Origin of the sequence: Pedococcus badiiscoriae, from assembly GCF_013408925.1 — a bacterium.
In the GTDB taxonomy this organism is placed as follows: domain Bacteria; phylum Actinomycetota; class Actinomycetes; order Actinomycetales; family Dermatophilaceae; genus Pedococcus; species Pedococcus badiiscoriae.
In genome coordinates, this window is record NZ_JACCAB010000001.1 from 2,784,913 (window position 1) to 2,805,453 (window position 20,541).

Annotated in this window: 21 protein-coding genes; 13 read left to right on the forward strand and 8 right to left on the reverse strand. The window is 71.9% G+C overall.

The features are described from left to right. The first annotated feature begins 37 nt into the window (after positions 1-37). On the forward strand, positions 38-874 hold the full coding sequence (recO, locus tag BJ986_RS13130) for a DNA repair protein RecO (protein WP_179422384.1): 837 nt from the start codon (positions 38-40) through the stop codon (positions 872-874). Then, positions 871-1,674: an isoprenyl transferase gene (locus BJ986_RS13135; protein WP_179422385.1), complete on the forward strand. Its 804-nt coding sequence runs from the start codon at positions 871-873 to the stop codon at positions 1,672-1,674. Before recO ends, BJ986_RS13135 begins: the two co-directional genes overlap by 4 nt. A 76-nt stretch (positions 1,675-1,750) precedes the next feature. On the opposite strand, the gene BJ986_RS13140 is transcribed toward BJ986_RS13135, so the two are convergent. Genes BJ986_RS13140 through BJ986_RS13165 form a run of 6 tightly spaced genes read right to left on the reverse strand, consistent with a single transcriptional unit; the run spans position 1,751 to position 6,573 of the window. Then, positions 1,751-2,167, reverse strand: coding sequence for a Fur family transcriptional regulator (locus BJ986_RS13140; protein WP_179422386.1), 417 nt, complete (start codon positions 2,165-2,167; stop codon positions 1,751-1,753). Beyond that, on the reverse strand, positions 2,164-3,243 hold the full coding sequence (locus tag BJ986_RS13145; RefSeq protein WP_179422387.1) for a metal ABC transporter permease: 1,080 nt from the start codon (positions 3,241-3,243) through the stop codon (positions 2,164-2,166). The genes BJ986_RS13140 and BJ986_RS13145 overlap by 4 nt, the downstream gene beginning before the upstream one ends. Further along, on the reverse strand, positions 3,240-4,067 hold the full coding sequence (locus BJ986_RS13150; protein ID WP_179422388.1) for a metal ABC transporter ATP-binding protein: 828 nt from the start codon (positions 4,065-4,067) through the stop codon (positions 3,240-3,242). The genes BJ986_RS13145 and BJ986_RS13150 overlap by 4 nt, the downstream gene beginning before the upstream one ends. Further along, on the reverse strand, positions 4,064-5,020 hold the full coding sequence (locus BJ986_RS13155) for a metal ABC transporter substrate-binding protein (RefSeq protein ID WP_179422389.1): 957 nt from the start codon (positions 5,018-5,020) through the stop codon (positions 4,064-4,066). Before BJ986_RS13155 ends, BJ986_RS13150 begins: the two co-directional genes overlap by 4 nt. 41 nt (positions 5,021-5,061) lie before the next feature. Continuing rightward, positions 5,062-5,346, reverse strand: a complete 285-nt coding sequence (locus BJ986_RS13160; protein WP_179422390.1) for a DUF6703 family protein — start codon at positions 5,344-5,346, stop codon at positions 5,062-5,064. Positions 5,347-5,376: 30 nt separating this feature from the next. Further along, complete coding sequence (locus BJ986_RS13165; protein WP_420372047.1) at positions 5,377-6,573, reverse strand: aminotransferase class I/II-fold pyridoxal phosphate-dependent enzyme; 1,197 nt, start codon at positions 6,571-6,573, stop codon at positions 5,377-5,379. Positions 6,574-6,669: 96 nt separating this feature from the next. Between BJ986_RS13165 and BJ986_RS13170 the strand changes: the two genes are divergently transcribed. The 7 genes from BJ986_RS13170 to BJ986_RS13200 all read left to right on the forward strand — a co-directional run bounded on the left by BJ986_RS13170 (position 6,670) and on the right by BJ986_RS13200 (position 13,704). Then, positions 6,670-8,073 (forward strand): glycine--tRNA ligase, encoded by a 1,404-nt coding sequence (locus BJ986_RS13170; protein WP_179422391.1) that lies wholly within the window; start codon positions 6,670-6,672, stop codon positions 8,071-8,073. A 96-nt stretch (positions 8,074-8,169) separates the two neighbouring features. Next, positions 8,170-8,685: a SigE family RNA polymerase sigma factor gene (locus BJ986_RS13175; RefSeq protein WP_179422392.1), complete on the forward strand. Its 516-nt coding sequence runs from the start codon at positions 8,170-8,172 to the stop codon at positions 8,683-8,685. Next, positions 8,682-9,938 (forward strand): hypothetical protein, encoded by a 1,257-nt coding sequence (locus BJ986_RS13180; protein ID WP_179422393.1) that lies wholly within the window; start codon positions 8,682-8,684, stop codon positions 9,936-9,938. Before BJ986_RS13175 ends, BJ986_RS13180 begins: the two co-directional genes overlap by 4 nt. Positions 9,939-10,068: 130 nt before the next feature. Then, positions 10,069-11,004 (forward strand): ABC transporter ATP-binding protein, encoded by a 936-nt coding sequence (locus tag BJ986_RS13185; RefSeq protein WP_179422394.1) that lies wholly within the window; start codon positions 10,069-10,071, stop codon positions 11,002-11,004. Further along, positions 11,001-11,795: an ABC transporter permease gene (locus tag BJ986_RS13190; RefSeq protein WP_179422395.1), complete on the forward strand. Its 795-nt coding sequence runs from the start codon at positions 11,001-11,003 to the stop codon at positions 11,793-11,795. Before BJ986_RS13185 ends, BJ986_RS13190 begins: the two co-directional genes overlap by 4 nt. A gap of 59 nt (positions 11,796-11,854) precedes the next feature. After that, a complete protein-coding gene (locus tag BJ986_RS16815) occupies positions 11,855-13,099 on the forward strand; it encodes a histidine kinase (RefSeq protein WP_202881255.1) in 1,245 nt (414 codons plus the stop codon). Beyond that, positions 13,096-13,704: a response regulator transcription factor gene (locus BJ986_RS13200; protein WP_179422396.1), complete on the forward strand. Its 609-nt coding sequence runs from the start codon at positions 13,096-13,098 to the stop codon at positions 13,702-13,704. The genes BJ986_RS16815 and BJ986_RS13200 overlap by 4 nt, the downstream gene beginning before the upstream one ends. 221 nt (positions 13,705-13,925) lie before the next feature. On the opposite strand, the gene BJ986_RS13205 is transcribed toward BJ986_RS13200, so the two are convergent. Beyond that, entirely contained in the window at positions 13,926-14,552 is a 627-nt protein-coding gene (locus tag BJ986_RS13205; protein WP_337795274.1) for a sulfurtransferase, read from the reverse strand. Between the two features lie 37 nt (positions 14,553-14,589). On the opposite strand from BJ986_RS13205, the gene dusB reads away from it, so the two are divergent. Then, positions 14,590-15,807, forward strand: coding sequence for a tRNA dihydrouridine synthase DusB (dusB, locus tag BJ986_RS13210; protein ID WP_179422397.1), 1,218 nt, complete (start codon positions 14,590-14,592; stop codon positions 15,805-15,807). Between the two features lie 13 nt (positions 15,808-15,820). Here the strand turns inward: dusB and pdxR are convergent, their stop codons facing one another. Next, on the reverse strand, positions 15,821-17,233 hold the full coding sequence (pdxR, locus tag BJ986_RS16820; RefSeq protein ID WP_179422398.1) for a MocR-like pyridoxine biosynthesis transcription factor PdxR: 1,413 nt from the start codon (positions 17,231-17,233) through the stop codon (positions 15,821-15,823). 94 nt (positions 17,234-17,327) lie between these two features. Between pdxR and BJ986_RS13220 the strand changes: the two genes are divergently transcribed. The 3 genes from BJ986_RS13220 to BJ986_RS13230 are packed head-to-tail and all read left to right on the forward strand — an operon-like array spanning position 17,328 to position 20,520. Then, the gene (locus BJ986_RS13220; protein WP_238338098.1) at positions 17,328-18,680 is read left to right on the forward strand and encodes an amino acid permease; all 1,353 of its coding nucleotides are present in this window, start codon (positions 17,328-17,330) and stop codon (positions 18,678-18,680) included. Then, positions 18,598-19,281, forward strand: a complete 684-nt coding sequence (locus tag BJ986_RS13225; protein ID WP_179422399.1) for a YdeI/OmpD-associated family protein — start codon at positions 18,598-18,600, stop codon at positions 19,279-19,281. The genes BJ986_RS13220 and BJ986_RS13225 overlap by 83 nt, the downstream gene beginning before the upstream one ends. Positions 19,282-19,290: 9 nt before the next feature. Continuing rightward, a complete protein-coding gene (locus tag BJ986_RS13230; RefSeq protein WP_179422400.1) occupies positions 19,291-20,520 on the forward strand; it encodes a deoxyguanosinetriphosphate triphosphohydrolase in 1,230 nt (409 codons plus the stop codon). The last annotated feature ends 21 nt before the right edge of the window (positions 20,521-20,541 follow it).

Consider the following 20,541-nt stretch of genomic DNA (forward strand, 5'->3'; position numbering starts at 1 on the left):
TACCGGGAAACGCGGCTGGGGGAGAGACAATGGGGGCATGCCCCTGTACCGCGACGAAGGCATCGTCCTACGCACCCAGAAGCTGGGCGAGGCCGACCGCATCGTCACCCTGCTCACGCGCACGCTGGGCAAGGTCCGCGTCGTGGGCAAGGGGGTCCGGCGCACCAAGAGCCGCTTCGGGGCGCGGCTCGAACCGGCGATGATGGTCGACGTCCAGTGCTACGAGGGACGCAACCTCGACACCGTGACCCAGGCCGAGACCCTCGCCTCCTGGGGTGACGTGCTCGCCCGGGACTACACGACCTACACCGCCGCCGCCGCGATGCTCGAGACCGCGGACCGGCTCACCGAGGAGCGGGAGCCCAACCTCCAGCAGTACCTCCTGCTCCAGGGCGCGCTGCGGTCGATGGCTGAGGGGCTGCACGACCCCGGTCTGGTCCTCGACGCCTACCTGCTGCGCGCGCTGGCCGTGGCCGGCTGGGCGCCCAGCTTCCATGACTGCGCGCGGTGCGGTGCGCAGGGCCCGCACCGCGCGTTCAACCTCGCCTCGGGGGGCACCGTCTGCCCGGTATGCCGTCCGGTCGGGTCCGCGGCGCCGGCGCCGGAGACGCTCGCCCTCCTGGCCGCGCTGCTCGCCGGGGACTGGGTGGTCGCCGACGCGTCGCAGGGCAGGCACCGTCGCGAGGGGAGCACGTTGGCCAGCGCGTTCCTCCAGTGGCACCTCGAGCGCGGTGTGCGATCGTTGCGCCTCGTGGACCGACGTGACCCCGATGCCCAGCCCCGACTCGACTCCCGGGTGACCTGGTCGCCCGCTCCGCTCGGCGTGGTGGACACGGTCGAGCGGGCGCACGCCGCCCAGGCGGCCGAGGCGTGAGCACGGCATACCCCCGGCCTTTCGCGCACCCCAGCGGGGCCCAGCCGCCCGCACTGCCACCCGAGCTCGTGCCGCGGCACGTCGCGATCGTCATGGACGGCAACGGACGCTGGGCCAACCAGCGGGGGCTCGCCCGCACCAAGGGCCACGAAGCCGGCGAGGCATCCCTGCTCGACGTGACGGCCGGCGCCATCGAGGCGGGGGTGACGCACCTGTCCGCCTACGCCTTCTCGACCGAGAACTGGAAACGCAGTCCCGATGAGGTCCGGTTCCTCATGGGCTTCAACCGCGACGTGATCCGGAGGCGTCGCGACCAGCTGCACGAGTGGGGCGTGCGGATGCGGTGGGTCGGTCGCCGGCCACGGCTGTGGGGCTCGGTCATCAAGGAGCTCGAGATCGCCCAGGAGCTGACCAAGGACAACACCGGGCTCACGTTGTACTTCTGCGTCAACTACGGCGGGCGGGCCGAGATCGCCGACGCCGTCCAGCGGATCGCCGAGCAGGTGCAGCGCGGCAAGCTCAAGCCGGGGTCGATCGACGAGTCGACGATCGCCCGGTACATGCCCGAGCCCGGCATGCCCGACGTCGACCTGTTCGTGCGGAGCTCGGGGGAGCAGCGGACGAGCAACTTCCTGCTGTGGCAGAGCGCCTACGCCGAGATGGTCTTCCAGGACACCCTGTGGCCCGACTACGACCGTCGACACCTGTGGGCGGCCATCCAGACGTATGCCGAGCGCGACCGACGCTATGGCGGCGCCGTCGACAAGGCGGTCGACAAGGCCGTCGAGGGTCCGCGCTAACTGCTGCTAGCAGAGGCTGGCTGACTCAGCACATGCTGCAGCCTCTGCTAGGTCAGGCAACCTCTGCTAGCAGAGGTCAGTGAGCGGAACAGGTCGCGCAGGTGCCGACGATCTCCAGCGTGTGACGCACGTCGGTGAACCCGTGCTCGGCGCTGACCCGGCTGGCCCACGCCTCGACGGTCGGTCCCTCCACCTCCTCCGTCCTGCCGCACACGCGGCAGACCAGGTGGTGGTGGTGTCCGGTCGAGCAGGCGCGGTAGACGGCCTCGCCCTCGTCGGTGCGCAGCATGTCGATCTCACCGTCGGCGGCCATCGCCTGGAGGTTGCGGTAGACGGTGGCGAGCCCGACCTTGTCCCCGGCCTCGCGCAGCCGGGCGTGCAGCTCCTGCGCGGAGCGGAACTCGCTCGTCCCGGCCAGCACCGCCGTCACCGCAGCCCGCTGGCGGGTGGGACGGCGGGCGCCCTCCGAGGTCCGGTCCTGGACTCCGGTCATTGCGGTGCCCCCTCCCTCTGCGTCTCCCGAGCGCCGCCTTCGTGGCCGGCCTGGTCGCGGTCTTCGTGGCTGGCGTGGTCGCCGCCGTGGTGGCCGGCCGCCTCGTGCCTGGCCGGGTCGTGCTCGTCGTAGTGGCCCTCGTGGGGTGCGTGCCGGTGCCCGTCGTGCACGTAGTCGAGGTGGTCGCCGTGGGCGACGGCTGGGTGTCCACACTCGGGACCGTGCTCGTGGTCGTGCCGCTCTGCTCGCCGGTGCTGGTGCGCGCGGGCCCGGGCCACCAGGCCCGTGCTCGTCGCGGCCAGCACGAAGAACCCGATGGCCAGCAGCACGATCGTCCCGCCGGAAGGGGTCTCGGCATAGAACGACACGATCACCCCGCCCACGCTGGCCACGATTCCCACGAGCACCGCCCAGCGCATCGAGGCGCGGAAGCTGCGGCCGAGCAGCTGGGCGGTGGCGTTCGGGATGATCATGAGGGCGCTGATGAGCAGCAGGCCCACCACGCGCATCGACACGACGACCGTCACGGCGGTCAGGACGGCCAGCGCGATGTTGAGGCCGGTCACCGGCAGCCCGCTGGCGCGGGCGTACTCCTCGTCGTTGGCGACGGCGAAGAGCCACGGTCGCAGCAGCCAGGTCGCCATGAGCACCACGAGGGCCAGCCCGGCGAACACCCACAGGTCGCGTTGGTTGGCGGTGGTGATCGCGCCGAACAGGTATGCCGTGAGGTTGGCCGGGCTGCTGCTCGGCGACTTGGCGATGATCACCACGCCCGCGGCGATGCCGCCGTAGAACATCACGGCGAGGGCGATGTCGCCGCTGGTCCGGCCGCGCCCCCGGATGAGCTCGATCGCGACCGCGGCGGCGACGGCCGCGACGAGCGCGGTGAGCACCGGGGCGTGGCCGGTGAGGACCCCCACGGCGACGCCGGCGAGGGCGACGTGGCCCATGCCGTCGCCGATGAGGGAGAGTCGACGCTGGACGAGGAAGACGCCCACGAGGGGGGCGGCGATGCCGACCAGGACGGCAGCGATGAGCGCCTGCCGCATGAAGTCGAGGGACAGCAGCTCACTCATCGACGGACACCTCCGCGCGGGTCGAGGGGGCCGGAGGCGGGCGCCCCCGGCAGCTTGGGCCTGGTCACGCGGTCCTCGTCCTCGTGGTGGTGGTCGACGGAGGAGGTGAACTCGCCCGTCCGCGCGGCGAACTCCTCGCGGGACCCGTCGAAGGCGATCCGTCCGGACTGCACGACGACGATCCGGGTGACGATGTCGGCCAGGGCGGCGAGCTCGTGCGTGACGATGACCATCGTCGTGCCCTGTGCGGCCAGCCGGGCCAGCACCGCGGACAGCACCTGCTGGTTGGCGGCGTCCACCCCGGCCGTCGGCTCGTCCATCAGCAGGACGTCGGGGTCGGAGGCCAAGGCCCTGGCGATGAGGACCCGGCGTTGCTGACCGCCGGAGAGGGTCGCCACGTCGGCGTGGGCGCGGTCCGTCAGGCCGACGAGCTCGAGCGCCCTGCCGATGATCGCGGTGTCCTGCGCCGACCTGATGACCGGTCGCCACCAGCGGTGGTGCGACAACCGTCCCACCGCGACGATCTCGGTGACGGTGGCCCGCACCGAGGCGGAGAGGGTGTGTCGTTGCGGGACGTAGCCCAGCCGGGCGAAGTCGGAGAACGACTCGCGCGGCTGGCCGAACAGCTCGACCTCGCCACCGAGCTGGTCGTTCAGGCCGAGCAGCCCTCGGACCAGCGTCGACTTGCCGGAACCGTTGGGCCCGAGCACCGCGACCACCTCGCCGGGCCGGACGGTCAGGTTGGCGCCGGTGACGACCGGCTGGTCGGCGTAGCCGAAGCTCGCCCGACGCAGCTCGATGATGGCGCCGTCCGTGGGGGTCATGAACACTCCTGTCCCGTGCGAAGGACCGTGAGGTTGGCTCGCATCACCGAGGGGTAGTCCCGGCCGCTCGAGGCGCTGGTGATGCCCTCGATGGGGTCGAGCACGGCCAGTCTCGCACCGGTCTCCCTGGCGAGGGCCTTGGCGACGTCCTGGCTCACCAGGGTCTCGGCATAGACGGTGGTCGCGCCGGTCTCCCGGATGCGCCTGGTCAGCGCGGCCATCGCCGCGGGGCTCGGTTCGGCGTCGGGCGACAGCCCGGTGATCGACTCCTGGTGGAAGCCGTAGGTCTGCGAGAGGTAGCCGAACGCAGCGTGCGAGGTGACCAGCTCGTGGTTGGCGCAGCTCTTCAGACCCGTGCGGAACTCGGCGTCCAGGGTGGTCAGGACCGCGCGGAACGCCTTCGCGTTGGCCCGGTATGCCGCGGCGTTGGGCTTGTCGCGCGCCGCCAGCTGGGCGGCGATCGCGTCACCCACGTCGGCGTAGCGCATCGGGTCGAGCCAGAAGTGCGGGTCCCGGGCACCCGCCTGCCCGGCCGCCTGGCCCGCGGGTGTCCCTTCCGTCGTGCCGCCCTGGGCGTGGGCGTCCTCGATCGAGACCAGGTCCAGCCGGGCAGCGGGGGAGACGTCGAAGCCTCTCGCGCGCGCCTCGCCGTCGACTGCGGCGTCCACCGCGGGTTGGAAGTGCCGCTCGTAGACCACGACATCCGCTTCCGCGACGGTCGCGACCTGTCGAGGGCTGAGCTCGAGGTCGTGCGGCTCGGCGCCGGGCTTGGTCAGGCTGGTGACCGCCACGTGGCTGCCGCCGACCTGGGCCGCGGCGTACTCCAGCGGGTAGAACGCCGTCACGACGTGCAGGCGTCCGTCGGCGACGTCGCGACCCCCGGTCCCGCCGCAGCCGGAGACCAGGGCGGCGGCGAGAAGGCCCGCGAGCAGGCCGAGGGGGCGAAGCGTCATGACAATCATTCTCATCTCGGATGAGAATGATTGTCAACTCGTCAGGTGCGCGGCACAGCCTGGGTGATCGTGATCGCCACGGCCAGCAGCAGGACGGCGACCCTGCCCAGTCGCCCGTTCATGTCCAGTGCCGGCCAGGCCAGGTAGAGCGTCCAGCCGAGGAAGGCCAGGACGAGCACGAGGAACAGCCACCCCCAGCCCGGGACGAAGATCCCCGCGACCATCAGCGCCAGGACCACCAGGAACGGGACAGCCCTGGGCAGGCGGTTCAAGGCGTTGACGGCGGGCAGGCTGGCTTCGGTGACGCGTTCACGCAGGGAGGGCACGGCGAAACCTTATGTCAGCGCCAGACCCCGTCAGGAGGAGCGGGTCTGCGCCAGGACCGTCGCGAACCGGGGCAGGCTCGCCTCGATCGTCTCCATGGTGGCGGTCAGGCAGATCCGGAAGTAGCCGGGTGTCTCGAAGAGCCGGCCGGGCATGACCAGGACGCCTTCGCGCGCCAGCATCTCCACGAAGGCCTCGTCGTCGGCCAGAGGGGACCTCGGGAACAGGTAGAAGGTGCCTTCGGGAGTAGCGACGTCATAGCCCAGCTCGCGCAGTGCCCCGGCCATCCGGTCCCGTTTGGCCTGCAGGTGCGCCAGGTCCAGCGAGAGCGCTTCCAGCCGGGGCACGGCGTACTGCATGACCGCGTTGGGGAACAGCCACCCGGCCGCGACCTGCACGCTCTCGACCGCGTCGATCAGCTGGACGGCGTCGGGCATCTGCGGCGGCAGCGCGAGGTAGCCGAGGCGTTGCCCGGGAGCCAACAGGGTCTTGCCGTAGGAGTAGCAGAGCAGCGTGAAGGGGTAGAACTCTGCCGGGCTGCGGAACCGGGCCCCGTCGAACACGATCCGGTTGTAGGGCTCGTCGGAGATGAGGTAGATCCGCCGGCCGTGGCGTGCCGAGGCCGTCTCGAGCAGGTCGGCCAGCGCGCGCAGCGTCGACTCCGGATAGATCCGTCCGGTCGGGTTGTTGGGCGAGTTGACGATGACGAGCCGGGTGCGATCGGTGATTGCGGCGGCGATGGCGTCGAGGTCGAGGTCGAAGGTCTGGGCATCCACCCGCACCTTGACCGGCACCAGACCCGCCTCCAGGGCCAGCGCCTCGTAGAGGAACCACGGCGGCAGGCTGTAGACGACCTCGTCGCCCGGGTCGGCCACCGACTTCAACGCCAGCGTGATCGCGCCGAAGCCCCCGGTCGTCATCCTGATCCGGTCGGCCGTCCAGGGCAGGTCCACGACCCGGCGCAGCGACTGCGCGGCAGCCTCCTGGGCCTCGACCAGGCTGAACTTGTAGGCGAACCACAGCTCGTCGCGCGGGACGACCGCCTCGCGCAGCGCCTCGACGTAGTCCGGGAGGGGCATCTCGTGGGGGTCGCCGAAGGTGAAGTCGAGCACCCCCGGTTCGAGTCTGCGCTCCTGGTAGCCGGACTTCCTGGCGAAGTCGAACACCATCCGGAAGGGTGCCGCCGCCCCGATGCGGGCGCTGCGCTCCGAGAAGGGACGGTCGCTCACGGGTGGCCCCCTGGGTGCGGGTGGGTGTGCGGTCGAGCGTAGGCGCCACGGCATACCCCGTCGAGGGGCGGGACGACGCACAGTAACCTTCTGCGCATGGCCGCACCCTCCACTGTCGACACCGTCGTCTCCCTCTGCAAGCGCCGGGGCTTCGTGTTCCCGTGCGGTGAGATCTACGGAGGCACCAGGTCGGCCTGGGACTACGGCCCGCTCGGGGTCGAGCTCAAGGAGAACATCAAGCGGCAGTGGTGGAAGAGCATGGTCACCAGCCGCGAGGACGTCGTCGGGCTGGACTCCTCGGTGATCCTCCCGACGCAGACCTGGGAGGCCTCCGGCCACGTCGCGACGTTCTCCGACCCGCTCGTCGAGTGCCTGTCCTGCCACAAGCGGTTCCGGGCCGACCACCTGCAGGAGGCGGTGTTCGAGAAGTCGGGGGCCAAGCACGGCCTGACCTCGCCCGACGAGGTCAAGCTCGCCGACGTCGCCTGCACGAACTGCGGCACCCGTGGCCAGTGGACCGAGCCGCGTCAGTTCTCCGGACTGCTCAAGACCTACCTCGGCGTCGTCGAGGACGAGTCGGGGCTGCACTACCTGCGACCCGAGACCGCCCAGGGCATCTTCCTCAACTTCCTCAACGTGATGAACACGGCCCGCAAGAAGCCGCCGTTCGGCATCGCCCAGACCGGCAAGAGCTTCCGCAACGAGATCACCCCCGGCAACTTCATCTTCCGCACGCGCGAGTTCGAGCAGATGGAGATGGAGTTCTTCGTCAAGCCCGGCGAGGACGAGGACTGGCACCAGTACTGGATCGACGAGCGCACCCGCTGGTACACCGACCTCGGCATCACCCCCGACAACCTGCGCCACTACGAGCACGCCCAGGAGAAGCTGAGCCACTACTCCAAGCGGACCGTCGACATCGAGTACCGCTTCGGGTTCACCGGCAGCGAGTGGGGCGAGCTCGAGGGGATCGCCAACCGCACCGACTTCGACCTCACGACCCACAGCAAGCACTCCGGCACGGACCTCGTCTACTTCGACCAGGCCAGCGGCGAGAAGTACACGCCCTACGTCATCGAGCCTGCGGCGGGTCTGTCGCGCTCGCTCATGACCTTCCTCGTCGACGCCTACACCGAGGACGAGGCGCCCAACACCAAGGGCGGGGTCGACAAGCGCGTGGTGCTCAGGCTCGACAAGCGGCTGGCACCGGTCAAGGCGGCGGTGCTGCCCCTGTCGCGCAACGCCGACCTGTCGCCCAAGGCCCGCGACCTGGCGGCCACGCTGCGCCAGCACTGGAACATCGACTTCGACGACGCCGGCGCGATCGGGCGTCGCTACCGCCGCCAGGACGAGATCGGGACGCCGTTCTGCATCACGGTCGACTTCGACACCCTCGAGGACCAGGCGGTGACGATCCGCGAGCGGGACACCATGGCGCAGGAGCGCGTCGCGCTCGACCAGGTCGAGGCCTACCTGGGCGCCCGCCTGCTCGGCTGCTGAACCGCGCGCGCCCTCCCGCCAACCCCTCGCGCCAACCTTTCGTGCCACCCCGTGCGTTACTGGGGGGACGGGACTCGGTGAGCGGCGGGAGGTGGCATGCGCAGCGACGTGGACGAGGAGTTCGCCCGCTACGTGCGGGCGCGCCAGCACCGGCTGCTGCGCGCCGCCTACCTGGTGTGTGGTGACGCCCACCTCGCCGAGGACCTGCTCCAGGGAGCCCTGACCAAGCTCGCCACCCGATGGGACAAGCTCCGGACCGAGAACCCCGACGCCTACGTGCGACGGATCCTCTACCGCGATGCGGTGTCCTCGTGGCGCAGGACGCGACGCGAGTCCCTGTCGTCGCTGCCGCTCATCGACGTCCCGGTGCGCGACCGGACGTCCCAGACCGGGCAGCGGATCGACCTCGACCGTGCCCTGGCCGAGCTCACGCCCAAGCAGCGTGCGGTGGTGGTGCTGCGCTTCTTCGAGGACCGCAGCGAGCTCGAGGCCGCGGAGGCGCTGGGCGTCTCGGTCGGCACCGTCAAGAGCCAGACCCACGCGGCCCTGGGCCGCCTCCGCGAGCTGCTACCCGACTTCGCCCCGCACCTGTCCGGGAAGGACCAGCCATGACCGAACGGGACCTGGGCAGCCTGCTCGAACGGGCCAGCGAGCACCTCCCCGAGGTGGACTTCGCCGAGGGGGCGTGGGCTGCCGCCGTCGCTGGACGGGCCCGTCGGCGTCGCCTGGCCATGGGTGCCGTCGCGGCCGTCGCTGCAGCAGGGCTGGGGGTCGCCGCCGTCCAGCTCGGCGGCTCGACCACGCCCCGGCCCACGCCCGCCACCTCGTCCGCCACGAGGACCGGCGCCGGGACCCTCTCCGACGGGACGCCCTACGCGGTCATGCCGTTGGAGGGCACCGAGGCGCAGCTGCCGGCCTTCGACGTGGGGCTGCCGTCGGTCATCGACGTCCGCGGACGGGCCGCCCAGTCGTATGCCGGGCCGCCCAGACCCGTGGTCGCCGTCTTCCTGCGCCCCGACGGGGCGGTCTTCCACCCGGTCCTGGTGTCGGGAGACGGCGCCGAGGTCGTCCTCGACAAGGTCGACCTGCAGTGGACCTTCGACGCCGGTGGGGACTCCGCGTCACCGCTGGGTCCGCACGCCGTCGGTGGTGGCGGGCGCTACGTCGTCTTCCCCCAGGGCGACCACGTCGTCCGCCTCGACACCCGGACGGGCGACACCGTGTCGTATTCCGTCCCGTCGCACCACGTGGAGTGGGTCGGCTGGACCTCGTCTGCAGGGGTGGTCGTGGCCCGGGACGCCGGTCACGCCTGGACGATCGACACCGGACAGGCCCGACCCTCGGCCGTGCCCGTCGTCGATGGCTACGAGGGCAGGTACCGGATCACCGCCGCGGACAGTCCCTCCAGGGCATTGGGCCTGACCACCTACGACGGGGCCAAGCCCGTCGCCCGGGGCTTCGTCCGCGCGCCCATGTCCGGGGTGTGGGGGGAGACGGTGGGCACGCAGCAGTCCGCGGCGACGGGGGCGTTCTTCGACCAGAACGTGACGGCTCCGGTGATCCGTCTCGGGGACGGCCCCATCTACCAGGGGCTGGTCGCCGTGGACGTGCCCGGCTCGTCGGCCCGGGTGCTCCTCGCGCCGGAGAACCCGGACGGCCAGACCGGGCGGTTCAAGGGGTGCTGCACGGTGCTCGGCTGGGCTGATGCGACCACCGTGCTCTTCCAGTCGGTGGGGACCCACGGGCGCTGGATCCTGGCCTGGAACGTCAGGACGGGAACGGTGTACCAGGTGTCCCGTCTGGTCACCGGGGCTCCCGACGATCCGCCGACAGCCATCGCGCTCGCCGTGGGCACGCGGTCCTGACCCGGCGCGCGGACCTGACCCGGCACGCAGTGACTGGGCCTGCCTCCCACCGGCGCCACCTGACAGACGTCATCGTGACCACGTGACGGCCGTCCGAGACCCACGCCGCTCATCGCGGGACAGTGGTGGCATGCCACAGACCCACACCCAGGCAGCCGCGGGCGCCAGAGCGGTCGAGGTGCCCGCGATCGAGCTCCGGGGGCTCACGAAGAGCTTCGGCAGCGTGCGTGCGGTGCGGGGGATCGACCTCACCGTGCGGCCGGGCGAGATCATCGCGTTCCTCGGCCCGAACGGAGCCGGCAAGACCACCACGATCGACATGATGCTCGGGCTGGCCCGGCCGGACGAGGGCAGTGCCCTCGTGTACGGCATGGAGCCGGCCGTCGCCGTCCGGCACGGGCTCGTCTCGGCGGTGATGCAGTCCGGGGGACTGCTGAAGGACCTGACCGTCGAGGAGACGCTGCGACTCACCGCAAGCCTGTTCGGCGACACCCGCCCCGTGGCGGAGGTGCTCGGCCGCGCCGGCATCGCCGACATCGCGGGACGGCGCGTCGTGAAGTGCTCCGGTGGCGAGCAACAGCGCCTGCGCTTCGCCATGGCCCTGCTGCCCGATCCCGAGCTGCTCGTGCTGGACGAGCCCACGACGGGCATGGACGTCACCGGGCGCCGGGACTTCTGGGGGGCGATTCGCGAGGACGCCGCCCAGGGCCGCACGGTGCTGTTCGCGACGCACTACCTCGAGGAGGCGGACGCCTACGCCGACCGCATCGTGCTGGTCAGCCATGGTCTGGTCGTGGCCGACGGGACGGCCGCGCAGGTCAAGGCCCTGGTGTCGGGGCGGACTGTGCGGGCCACCTTGCCGGGCGCCGATGTCGCTGCGCTGCAAGCACTTCCGGGCGTCGAGACCGTCGAGGTGAGAGGGGACTCGGTCCTCATCGCGTCCACCGACAGCGATGCCGTCGCCCGCCACCTGCTGGGGTCCACCCAGGCCCGCGACCTCGAGATCACCTCACGCGGTCTCGAGGACGCCTTCATCTCCCTGACCACCGAAGGAGAACAGTCATGAGCAGCGCCATCGCGTCCAGGGCGCCGCAGCGCAGGGTGCCTCGGTTCGGCGGCTTCAACGGCACGCTGCTGGGTCTGGAGGTGCGCCGCCTGACCCGCAACCGGCGGACCATGATCTTCTCGGTCGTGCTCCCGGTGGTCTTCTTCCTCCTGTTCGGCACCGGCAAGGCCTACTCGCTGCGCAGCGCGGGACCGCACGGCAACTGGGCGGCGTCCATCATGATCTCGATGGCGCTCTACGGCGCGATGCTCTCCACCACGGCCGGCGGCGCGATGGTCGCGACGGAACGCAGCCAGGGCTGGAGCCGCCAGCTGCGGCTCACCCCGCTGACCCCCGCGGCATACATCGTGGTGAAGGTGCTCGTGGCGATGCTGCTGGGCGCGGTCTCCGTCGCCGTGACGTATGCCGCCGGCGGCTTCACCCAGGCACACATGGATGGTCCGCTGTGGGTCGAGACGGCTCTGATCGCGTGGGTGGGTTCGCTCGTCTTCGCCGCGTTCGGGGTGTTCATGGGATACCTGCTGCCGAGCGAGAACGTCATGCAGATCCTGGGTCCCGGCCTGGCGCTGCTCGCCTTCCTGGGCGGACTGTTCACGCCGCTGGACCAGCTGGGCTCGACGTTCCAGACGATCGCGAAGTTCACCCCGATGTACGGCCTCAGCGAGCTGGCCCACGCCCCCATCGCCGGGACCGGGCCGGGGTGGACTGCAGTGGTCAACGTCGTCTTCTGGCTCGCACTCTTCGCGGGAGGGGCGGCATGGCGCTTCCGACGGGACACGGCACGCGTCTGAGCCCGCTTCGGACTCTGCGAGCGTTCCTGACTGCCCTCGTGTCTGAGAGGCTTGGGGCTGTGAGTGAACAGATCACCGAGGAGGCGGGCCCGGAGCTTCCCGGACGCGCGGCGGGCCCGGACTCCGGGCAGCCGTTCTTCGGGCACCCCGGCGAGAACACCTGGCGCGAACGCGCCGCCGGCCTGGTCTTCGCCGGGATCTGGCTGGTGTTCCTCGCCGACGCCGTGGGTGCGGCCTGGCGCCAGCGCCAGGCAGTGCGCGCCGACGGCGGCCTGGTGGTGCTGGCCCTGTTCGTCGTCCTCTACCTGCTCCACTTCTCCCACCTGCGCGCGGCCGTCTGGGGGACCCGGGGCTCGATCGCCTCCCGCTGGTACGTCACGTCGATAGGGCTCCTCTACTGGGCCGGGCTGGCCGTCCTGGCGGCGCTCGCGACCATCACCATCGGCCAAAAGGGTGCTGCCACCTGGGTGTTCCTCGCGGTCTCGGGACTGTGGACGTTCCGGGTCCGGATCGGGCTGGTCATCGGGGGAGCGCTGGTGGCGCTCTACGAGTTCCTCACCTTCCACGTCGACGGCTGGCGGCACGACGCCAGCATCAGCATGTCGATGGTGCTCGCGATGGCCGCAGTCACCGGAGGCATGATCGCCTCGCAGCGGCAGCGGGCGCTCGCGGAGGCGCGCGAGGAGAACTCCCGACTGGCCATCCAGGACGAGCGCAACCGGATGGCTCGGGACGTCCACGACATCCTCGGACACAGCCTCACGGTCATCACCGTCAAGGCCGAGCTCGCCGCCCGGCTGATGGAGGTCGACCCCGAGCGGGCCAAGGTGGAGGTCGCCGACCTCGAGCGGCTGGCGCGCGACGCCCTCGCCGACGTGAGGCAGGCTGTCGCGGGGTTCCGTGAGACCTCGTTGCCGGCGGAGCTGGCCCGCGCCCGCTCCTCGTTGGCTGCTGCGGGGATCGAGGCGGACCTGCCGACCGCAGCGGATGCCGTGCCCAGCCACCTGCGTGAGCTCTGCGCCTGGACCCTGCGCGAGGGGGTCACCAACGTCATCCGGCACAGCGGGGCCACCAGCTGCCGCGTGACCCTCGACGAGCGCGGGATCACGGTGGCCGACAACGGCGTCGGCTCGCGGCCGGGCAAGCCGGGCACCGGCCTGGTCGGACTCAAGGAACGGGCGGTGGGGGTCGGCGCACAGCTGCTGACCAGACCCGTCGTGCCGCACGGTTTCGAGCTGTCAGTCATCGCGTCACCGGCCCCGCGCTCGGCGGAGCCGGGCGCGCCGGAGAGGATTGAGGTATGACGATCCGCCTGCTGCTGGCCGACGACCAGGCCATGGTCCGCGGCGCCATCGCCACCCTTCTCGGGCTCGAACCAGACATGGAGGTCGTCGCCGAGGTCGGCAGCGGCGACGCGGTGGTGGCCGCGGCTCGCAGCAGCAAGCCCGACGTGGCCCTCATCGACGTCGAGATGCCCGGCCTCGACGGCATCGCCGCCACGGCTGCCCTCCACGAGGCGCTCCCCGGCGTGCGGGTGCTGATCGTCACCACGTTCGGCCGGCCGGGGTTCCTTCGCCGGGCCCTGCAGGCAGGCGCAAGCGGCTTCGTCGTGAAGGACACCCCGGCCCGTCAGCTCGCCGAGGCGGTGCGACGGGTGCACTCCGGCCTGCGGGTGGTCGACCCGGCCCTGGCCGCGGACTCGCTCGCCGGTGGTGAGTCGCCCCTCACGGCGCGCGAGACCGAGGTGCTGGTCGCCGCCCGGGAGGGTGGTTCGGTGGCCGACATCGCCCGGCACGTGAGTCTCTCCGAGGGCACGGTGCGCAACCACCTCTCGTCGGCGATCGGCAAGACGATGGCCCGCAACCGGGCGGACGCGGTGCGGATCGCCGACGAGTACGGCTGGCTCTGAGGCGCCGTCAGTCTCCGGTGGCCACAGGGCGGCTCGGGTCGGTGATCCAGTCGCTCCAGGACCCGGCATAGAGAGCCGCCTCGATGCCTGTCTCGTGCAGGGCGAGCACGGTGTGCGCCGCCGTGATCCCTGAGCCACAGTAGGCCGCGACCGGCCCGGAGGTCGGAAGTCCGTTGCGGGAGAACAGCTCCCGCAGGTCGCCGGTGGCCAGGAGCCGTCCGTCACGGCCGAGGGTGTCGGTGGCTGGGGCACTCGCCGCCCCCGGGGATCCGTCCTGCCACCGGGTCGATCGGCTCGGTCTCGCCGCGGAACCGCTCGGGAGCCCGCACATCGAGCAGGACTCCCTCCTTGGCCACCCGCTCGGCGCCGGCCGCATCGACCACGGGCATCCCGCCGGCGCGGGCCACGAAGGTCCCCGCCCCTGGATCGGGCAGCTCGCTGGTCACGGGTCCGCCCACCGACCGCCACGCGCCGAGACCACCGTCGAGGACGTGCACGTCGCTCGCCCCGAAATGGCGCAGCACCCACCAGGCCCGCGCCGCGGCATACGACTGGCCCTGGTCGTAGACGACGATGCGGGAGTCGTTGCCGGCGCCGCACCGCCGTGCGGCGGCTTCGACCGCGTGCGCCTGGGGCAACGGGTGCCGGCCTCCGCGGCCCGGGGGGCCGGCGAGCTCGGCGTCGAGGTCGACATGGTGGGCGCCGGGCAGGTGGGCCGCGGCATACAGCTGGCGGCCCGGCGGACCGGCAGCCGCGGTGAGGTTCCACTGGACGTCGACGACCACCACGGCGCTGGGGTTGCCGGTGAGCTCCTCGAGGAGGTCGGGAGCGCTGACGAGGGCACGCATTCGGCCAGTCAAGCAGCAGATGGGAGACTAGGGCGTCATGACCGCCACCTCCACGCACCAGAGTGCGCCGACCGCCGTGCTGCCACCACTGCAGATCGGCCGGCACACCATCGAGTCGCCGGTGGTCCTGGCGCCGATGGCGGGCATCACCAACCGGGCGTTCCGCAAGCTGTGCCGCGAGTACGGCGACCAGGGGCTCGACCACGGCGGTGCCACCGGCGCGACCTCGCTCTATGTCAGCGAGATGATCACCTCGCGCGCGCTCGTCGAGCGGACGCCGGAGTCGATGAGGCTGATCGAGCACGACCCGCAGGAGAACCCGCGGTCCATCCAGCTCTACGGCGTGGACCCCGCCACCGTCGCGGCCGCGGTCCGGATGCTCGTCACCGAGGACCGCGCCGACCACATCGACCTGAACTTCGGCTGCCCCGTCCCCAAGGTCACCCGCAAGGGCGGCGGCGCCGCCCTGCCCTGGAAGCGCGACCTGTTCGACGCCATCGTCACCGGCGCGGTCCGCGAGGCCAGCCCGTATGACGTGCCGGTCACCGTGAAGATGCGCAAGGGCATCGACGACGACCACCTGACGTACCTGGAGGCCGGGCTCATCGCCGAGCGCGCCGGGGTCGCCGCGGTGGCGCTGCACGGTCGCACCGCGTCCCAGGCATACTCGGGCGAAGCCGACTGGAGCGCCATCGCCCGGCTCAAGGAGACCGTCCGGAGCATCCCGGTGCTCGGCAACGGCGACATCTGGTCGGCCGAGGACGCGGTCCGGATGACCCAGGAGACCGGGTGCGACGGCGTGGTCGTCGGGCGCGGCTGCCTGGGGCGCCCCTGGCTGTTCACGGACCTCGCGGCGGCCTTCGCCGGGGCGCCGGCACGCGTCGAGCCCACCCTCGGTGAGGTGACGGCGACCATGCGGCGGCACACCGAGTACCTCATCGACTTCTACGGTGACGAGTACAAGGCCTGCCGGGACATCCGCAAGCACATCGCCTGGTACCTCAAGGGTTTCCCCGCCGGGTCCACCGTCCGCCACCACCTCGCGCTCGTCGACTCACTGGCCGCGCTGGACGCGCTGATCGCCACGATGGACGCCTCGGCACCCTGGCCCGGCGACGCCGCGGAGGGGCAACGGGGTCGGGCGGGATCGCCACGACACGTCGCACTGCCCGAGGGCTGGCTCGACAGCCGGGAGCTCAGCGAGGCCCACCGGCGCTCCGTCGCCGAGGCAGAGCTGTCCGTCTCCGGCGGCTGAGGCTGGCTGAGGGCTACCGGGGGAGCACGCTCGCGAGCCGGCGCATCGCCTCGGGCACCTGTTCCGCGGTGACCCGTCGGAAGCCCATCGCCAGGCCGGGACGTGGCGGCGCGTCGAGGAACCGCACCGACACCGGTTCGAGCGACACCCCGGCCTCCGACGCGGCCCTGGCCACCGCCACGTCGTCGACCTCCGGGTCGACGAAGTAGGTGCACAGATGCAGCCCCGCCGCCGAGGGAAGCAGCTCGAGGATGCCGGCGGGCAGGCGCCCGAGGCCGCTCACCAGGGCGGCCCGGCGCTCCGCGTAGATCCGGGAGACCCGGCGGACGTGGGCCGACAGCAGGCCCTCGGCCATGAACCTCGCGAGGGCGCCCTGGGTGACGGCATCGCCCTGCCAGTCGGTCAGCAGCTTGGCCTGCCGCAGGGTGTCCTGCAGCGACTGCGGTGCGATGAGGTAGCCCACCCGCAGGGACGGCATCAGCGTCTTGGAGAACGAGCCCACATAGACGACCCGGCCGTCCCGGTCCAGGCTCTGCAGGGGCGCGAGCGGCCGGTCCTCGAACCTGAACTCGGAGTCGTAGTCGTCCTCCACGACCACTGCGTTGCGTCGAGAAGCCCACTCCAGCAACGCGATCCGTCGTCGCAAGGACATCACGGCGCCGGTCGGGAACTGGTGCGACGGGGTGACGTAGACCATCCGGGCGGTGGGTGGGAGCTCTGCGACGACCAGGCCCTCCGCGTCCACCCGGACCCCCCGGACCCTGGCCCCGTGGGAGGCGAACAGGCGCGTCGCAGCCGTGTACCCGGGGTCCTCGACGACGACGACGTCACCGGGGTCGAGCACTGCCCGCGCGACGACATCGAGGCCCTGCTGGGCGCCGTTGGTGAGCAGCACGTCAGCCGGGCCCGCCACGACGGACCGGGACAGGCCGGCATACCTCGCGATCTCGCGGCGCAGCCCGGCGTCCCCCTCTCCGTCGTAGGCGGAGGCCGCCAGCAGCGACGGTCGGAGCGTGGCGGAGACGAGCCGTCGCCACACCGCGAGGGGGAACAGCGAGGTGTCCGGACCGCCGACGGACAGGTCGAGCTCGGCCACCGGGGCGTCGAGGACCGGGGGCGGCAGGGTCGTCCAGACCTCACGTGGCCGGACCTCGCCCACCAGTGCCTGCCGGGGCCGGTGGGGCACGACGTCCCCGCTGACGAAGGTGCCCGAGCCCACTCGGGTCACCAGGAAGCCCTCCGCGGTGAGCCGGTCGTATGCCGTGGTGACGGTGCCGCGGGCGACACCGAGGGATCTGGCGAGCTCGCGGCTCGGCCGGACCCGCTCACCTGCGGCAAGTCGGCCGTCGAGGATGGCCTCGAGGAGCCCGCGGTAGATGGTCGCGGAGCGGTCGCCGGTGGCGTCGGTGGAGAGGTGGAGGTCCACCCGGCAAGCCTAGGTCCGGGAGAGGACATTGGCTCAATCGAATGGACGCGGAATGGATCTTCTGGCCGAGCCAATGTCAGGCCACGCTGGAGCCATGACGAGGACTCCGCACGCAGGCTTGAGCATCCCGCAGGGGGCCGCCCTCTCGATCGGTGCGGTGCTGGGAACCGGCGTGATCACCCTGCCCGCCATCGCCGCGGGCATCGCCGGACCGGCCTCGCTGGTCGCCTGGGCGGCCCTGGTGGTGCTCAGCATCCCGCTCGCGTCGACGTTCGCCGCGATGGGTGCGCGGTTCCCCGACAGCGGCGGGGTCTCGACCTACGTGGGACGGGCGTTCGGGCCCAGGGCTGCTGCCGCGGTCGGCTGGTGCTTCCTGTTCGCGGTGCCGGTGGGGGCCCCTCCGGCGTCGCTGATGGCCGGAGGCTACGTCGCCGATGCGGTGGGAGGCGGACGCACCGTGGCCGTCGCGGTCGCCGTGTCGCTCATCGTCGGCGTCGAGCTCATGAACGCCGCGGGGCTGCGCCTGTCCGGGCGGGTCCAGCTCGGCCTCACCGCGATCCTGGCCGCCCTGATGGTGGTCACGATCGTCGCGGCCCTGCCCCGGGCGCGGTGGGACCACCTGCAGCCGTTCGCGCCGCACGGTTGGGCCGCCGTGGGGTCGGCAGCCGCGCTGCTGGTCTGGGGATTTGCCGGCTGGGAAGCCGTCGCGTCCCTCGCCGGCGACTACCGGCGACCGGGCCGCGACGTGCCGCGAGCCACGGCCATCGCCCTCGTCGTGGTCGGCACCCTCTACCTCGCGCTGGCGGCCACCAGCCTGCTGGTGCTGGGGCCCGCGACCGGTGCCAGCGAGGCGCCGCTGTCGGACCTGCTCGCGGCAGGGGTCGGTGGCCAGGTGCGGGTCGTGACCGCCGTGGTGGCCGTCCTGCTCACGGTCGGGGCGATGAACGCGTACTTCGCCGGTGGCTCCCGGTTGGGGGCGGCGCTGGCCCGCGACGGTGCGCTCCCGGCATACCTCGCCGCGGGGTCGGGCCCCGGCCAGGTGCCACGACGGAGCCTGGTCCTCATCGTCGTGCAGTCCGTGCTGTGGCTGGTCGCCGAGGAGGTGCTCCACCTCGGGCTGACCCCGTTGATGCTGCTGGCCACCGGTTGTTTCACCCTGGTGTACGTCCTCGGCACGGCGGCCGCCGTCCGCCTCCTCCCGCGGGGGACGCGGGTGTGGTGGGCTGCCCTGGTCGCCCTCACGTCGGTCGTCGGGTTGCTGGTCATGAACGGCTGGCACGTGGTGTGGGCCGGCGGGATCGCGGCGGCCGCCGTGGGCTACCAGACGTGGCGCGGGCGTCGGACCCCCGTGGCAGGCTGCGACCATGACGCGGAAGGGAACGGCGAAGCAGATCGGCACGCCGGGCGGGACGGCGGACCGGCCCGCGACGTTCTTCTCGGGGCCTGAGGAGTTCGGCGCCTGGCTGGCGGCGCACCACGACACCGCCACCGAGCTGTGGATGGGCCTGTACAAGCGGCACGTGCCGCAGCGGGGGCTCACCTGGGAGCAGGCGGTCCTCGAGGCGCTGTGCTGGGGCTGGATCGACTCGGTCGCGCAGCGCGTCGACGACGACACGATCCGACAGCGGTGGACCCCACGCAAGCGCGGCAGCAACTGGAGCTCGATCAACATCGCTGCCGTCGAGCGCCTCACGAGGGAGGGTCGCATGCAGCCATCGGGGCTGGCCGCCTTCGGGCTGCGCCGGGCCGACCGCTCCGGCATCTACTCCTACGAGACTCCGGGCGAGGTCGCGCTGGCGCCGGAGTATGCCGCCCGGCTGGGTGCCGACGCCGCGGCGAGTGCCTTCCTGGAGGTCGCCACCGCCTCGTACCGCAAGCTCGCCTTCCACTGGGTGATGACCGCCAAGCAGGAGGCCACCCGGGACAAGCGGATGGCGCAGCTGCTGGAGGACAGCGCCGCCGGCCGGCTGATCCCGAGCCAGCGGTACGGCGAGCAGCCCAGGTGGGTGGAGCGGGCTGCCGAGGCAGCCCGCGCAGCCCGGTCGTAGGCTCGGCCGGTGGCTTACAGCTCGGTGGACCGGCAGCGCTGGGTGCGGGAGGACCCTGCCACCAAGCGCGCGGACCGCGACGACTTCGCCCGCGACCGGGCCAGGCTCGTCCACTCCGCCTCGCTGCGCCGGTTGTCGGCCAAGACCCAGGTCGTCCAGCCCGGCGACGACGACTTCGTCCGCAACCGGCTGACGCACAGTCTCGAAGTGGCGCAGATCGGTCGTGAGTTCGGAGAGGCGCTCGGGTGCAGTGCCGACGTCGTCGACTCCGCCTGCCTGGCGCACGACCTGGGGCACCCGCCGTTCGGCCACAACGGCGAGCGCGCACTTGACGAGCTCGCCCACGACATCGGCGGCTTCGAGGGCAATGCCCAGACGCTGCGCCTGCTGACCCGGCTCGAGCCCAAGCGGGTCCATCCCGACGGACGGCCCGCCGGCCTCAACCTCACCCGCGCCACCCTGGACGCCGCCACCAAGTACCCGTGGGTGCGCGGTGAAAGCAGTACTCCCACCAGGAAGTTCGGCGTCTATGCCGACGACGTGCCGGTCTTCGAGTGGTTCCGGGACGGCAGGGCGCCGGGGGAGCGCTGCATCGAAGCCGACGTCATGGACTGGTCCGACGACGTCGCCTACTCGGTCCACGACGTCGAGGACGCGATCGCCTCGGGCCGCCTGGACGTACGACGACTGCGCGACACCACGGACGTCGACTCCGTGCTGGCCGTCGCGACGGGACTCTATGCAGCGGACCTGGGGGTCGATGCCCTCGGCGCGGCGCTCGAACGCGTCCTGGCCAGCGGCGCGGTCCCCACGGCGTACGACGGCTCGCGGGCGGATCGGGCGGCGCTCAAGGACATGACCTCGCGGCTCATCGGGCGGTTCGTCCACGGCGTCGAGGTCGCCACCCGCGAGCGACACGGGGACGGCCCGCTGACCCGGTACGCGGCCGACCTGGTGGTCCCCGACGAGACGCGTGCGGAGTGCGCGGTCCTCAAGGCCGTAGTGGCCCACTTCGTCATGCACGCCCAGGAGCGGGTGGACATGCTCAGCCGGCAGCGGGAGGTCGTGGCAGACCTGGTCGCCGGCTACCAGCAGGACCCGGTCGGACGGCTCGACCCCGACCTGCTGGGGGACTGGAAGAGCGCCGAGTCCGACGCCGCCGCCCTGCGCGTCGTGGTCGACCAGGTGGCCTCGCTCACGGACGTGCGGGCGGAGTACCTGCACCGCGCCTGGAGCTGACCGGGTCGGCTGAGTCCCGGT

Excerpts from the sequence above, each read along its gene's own strand:
- recO (WP_179422384.1), top strand. The coding sequence starts at position 38 with ATGCCCCTGTACCGCGACGAAGGCATCGTCCTACGCACCCAGAAGCTG.
- BJ986_RS13140 (WP_179422386.1), bottom strand. The coding sequence starts at position 2,167 with ATGACCGGAGTCCAGGACCGGACCTCGGAGGGCGCCCGCCGTCCCACC.
- BJ986_RS13145 (WP_179422387.1), bottom strand. The coding sequence starts at position 3,243 with ATGAGTGAGCTGCTGTCCCTCGACTTCATGCGGCAGGCGCTCATCGCT.
- BJ986_RS13150 (WP_179422388.1), bottom strand. The coding sequence starts at position 4,067 with ATGACCCCCACGGACGGCGCCATCATCGAGCTGCGTCGGGCGAGCTTC.
- BJ986_RS13155 (WP_179422389.1), bottom strand. The coding sequence starts at position 5,020 with ATGACGCTTCGCCCCCTCGGCCTGCTCGCGGGCCTTCTCGCCGCCGCC.
- BJ986_RS13170 (WP_179422391.1), top strand. The coding sequence starts at position 6,670 with ATGGCCGCACCCTCCACTGTCGACACCGTCGTCTCCCTCTGCAAGCGC.
- BJ986_RS13175 (WP_179422392.1), top strand. The coding sequence starts at position 8,170 with ATGCGCAGCGACGTGGACGAGGAGTTCGCCCGCTACGTGCGGGCGCGC.
- BJ986_RS13180 (WP_179422393.1), top strand. The coding sequence starts at position 8,682 with ATGACCGAACGGGACCTGGGCAGCCTGCTCGAACGGGCCAGCGAGCAC.
- BJ986_RS13185 (WP_179422394.1), top strand. The coding sequence starts at position 10,069 with ATGCCACAGACCCACACCCAGGCAGCCGCGGGCGCCAGAGCGGTCGAG.
- BJ986_RS13190 (WP_179422395.1), top strand. The coding sequence starts at position 11,001 with ATGAGCAGCGCCATCGCGTCCAGGGCGCCGCAGCGCAGGGTGCCTCGG.
- BJ986_RS13200 (WP_179422396.1), top strand. The coding sequence starts at position 13,096 with ATGACGATCCGCCTGCTGCTGGCCGACGACCAGGCCATGGTCCGCGGC.
- BJ986_RS13205 (WP_337795274.1), bottom strand. The coding sequence starts at position 14,552 with ATGCGTGCCCTCGTCAGCGCTCCCGACCTCCTCGAGGAGCTCACCGGC.
- dusB (WP_179422397.1), top strand. The coding sequence starts at position 14,590 with ATGACCGCCACCTCCACGCACCAGAGTGCGCCGACCGCCGTGCTGCCA.
- BJ986_RS13220 (WP_238338098.1), top strand. The coding sequence starts at position 17,328 with ATGACGAGGACTCCGCACGCAGGCTTGAGCATCCCGCAGGGGGCCGCC.
- BJ986_RS13225 (WP_179422399.1), top strand. The coding sequence starts at position 18,598 with ATGACGCGGAAGGGAACGGCGAAGCAGATCGGCACGCCGGGCGGGACG.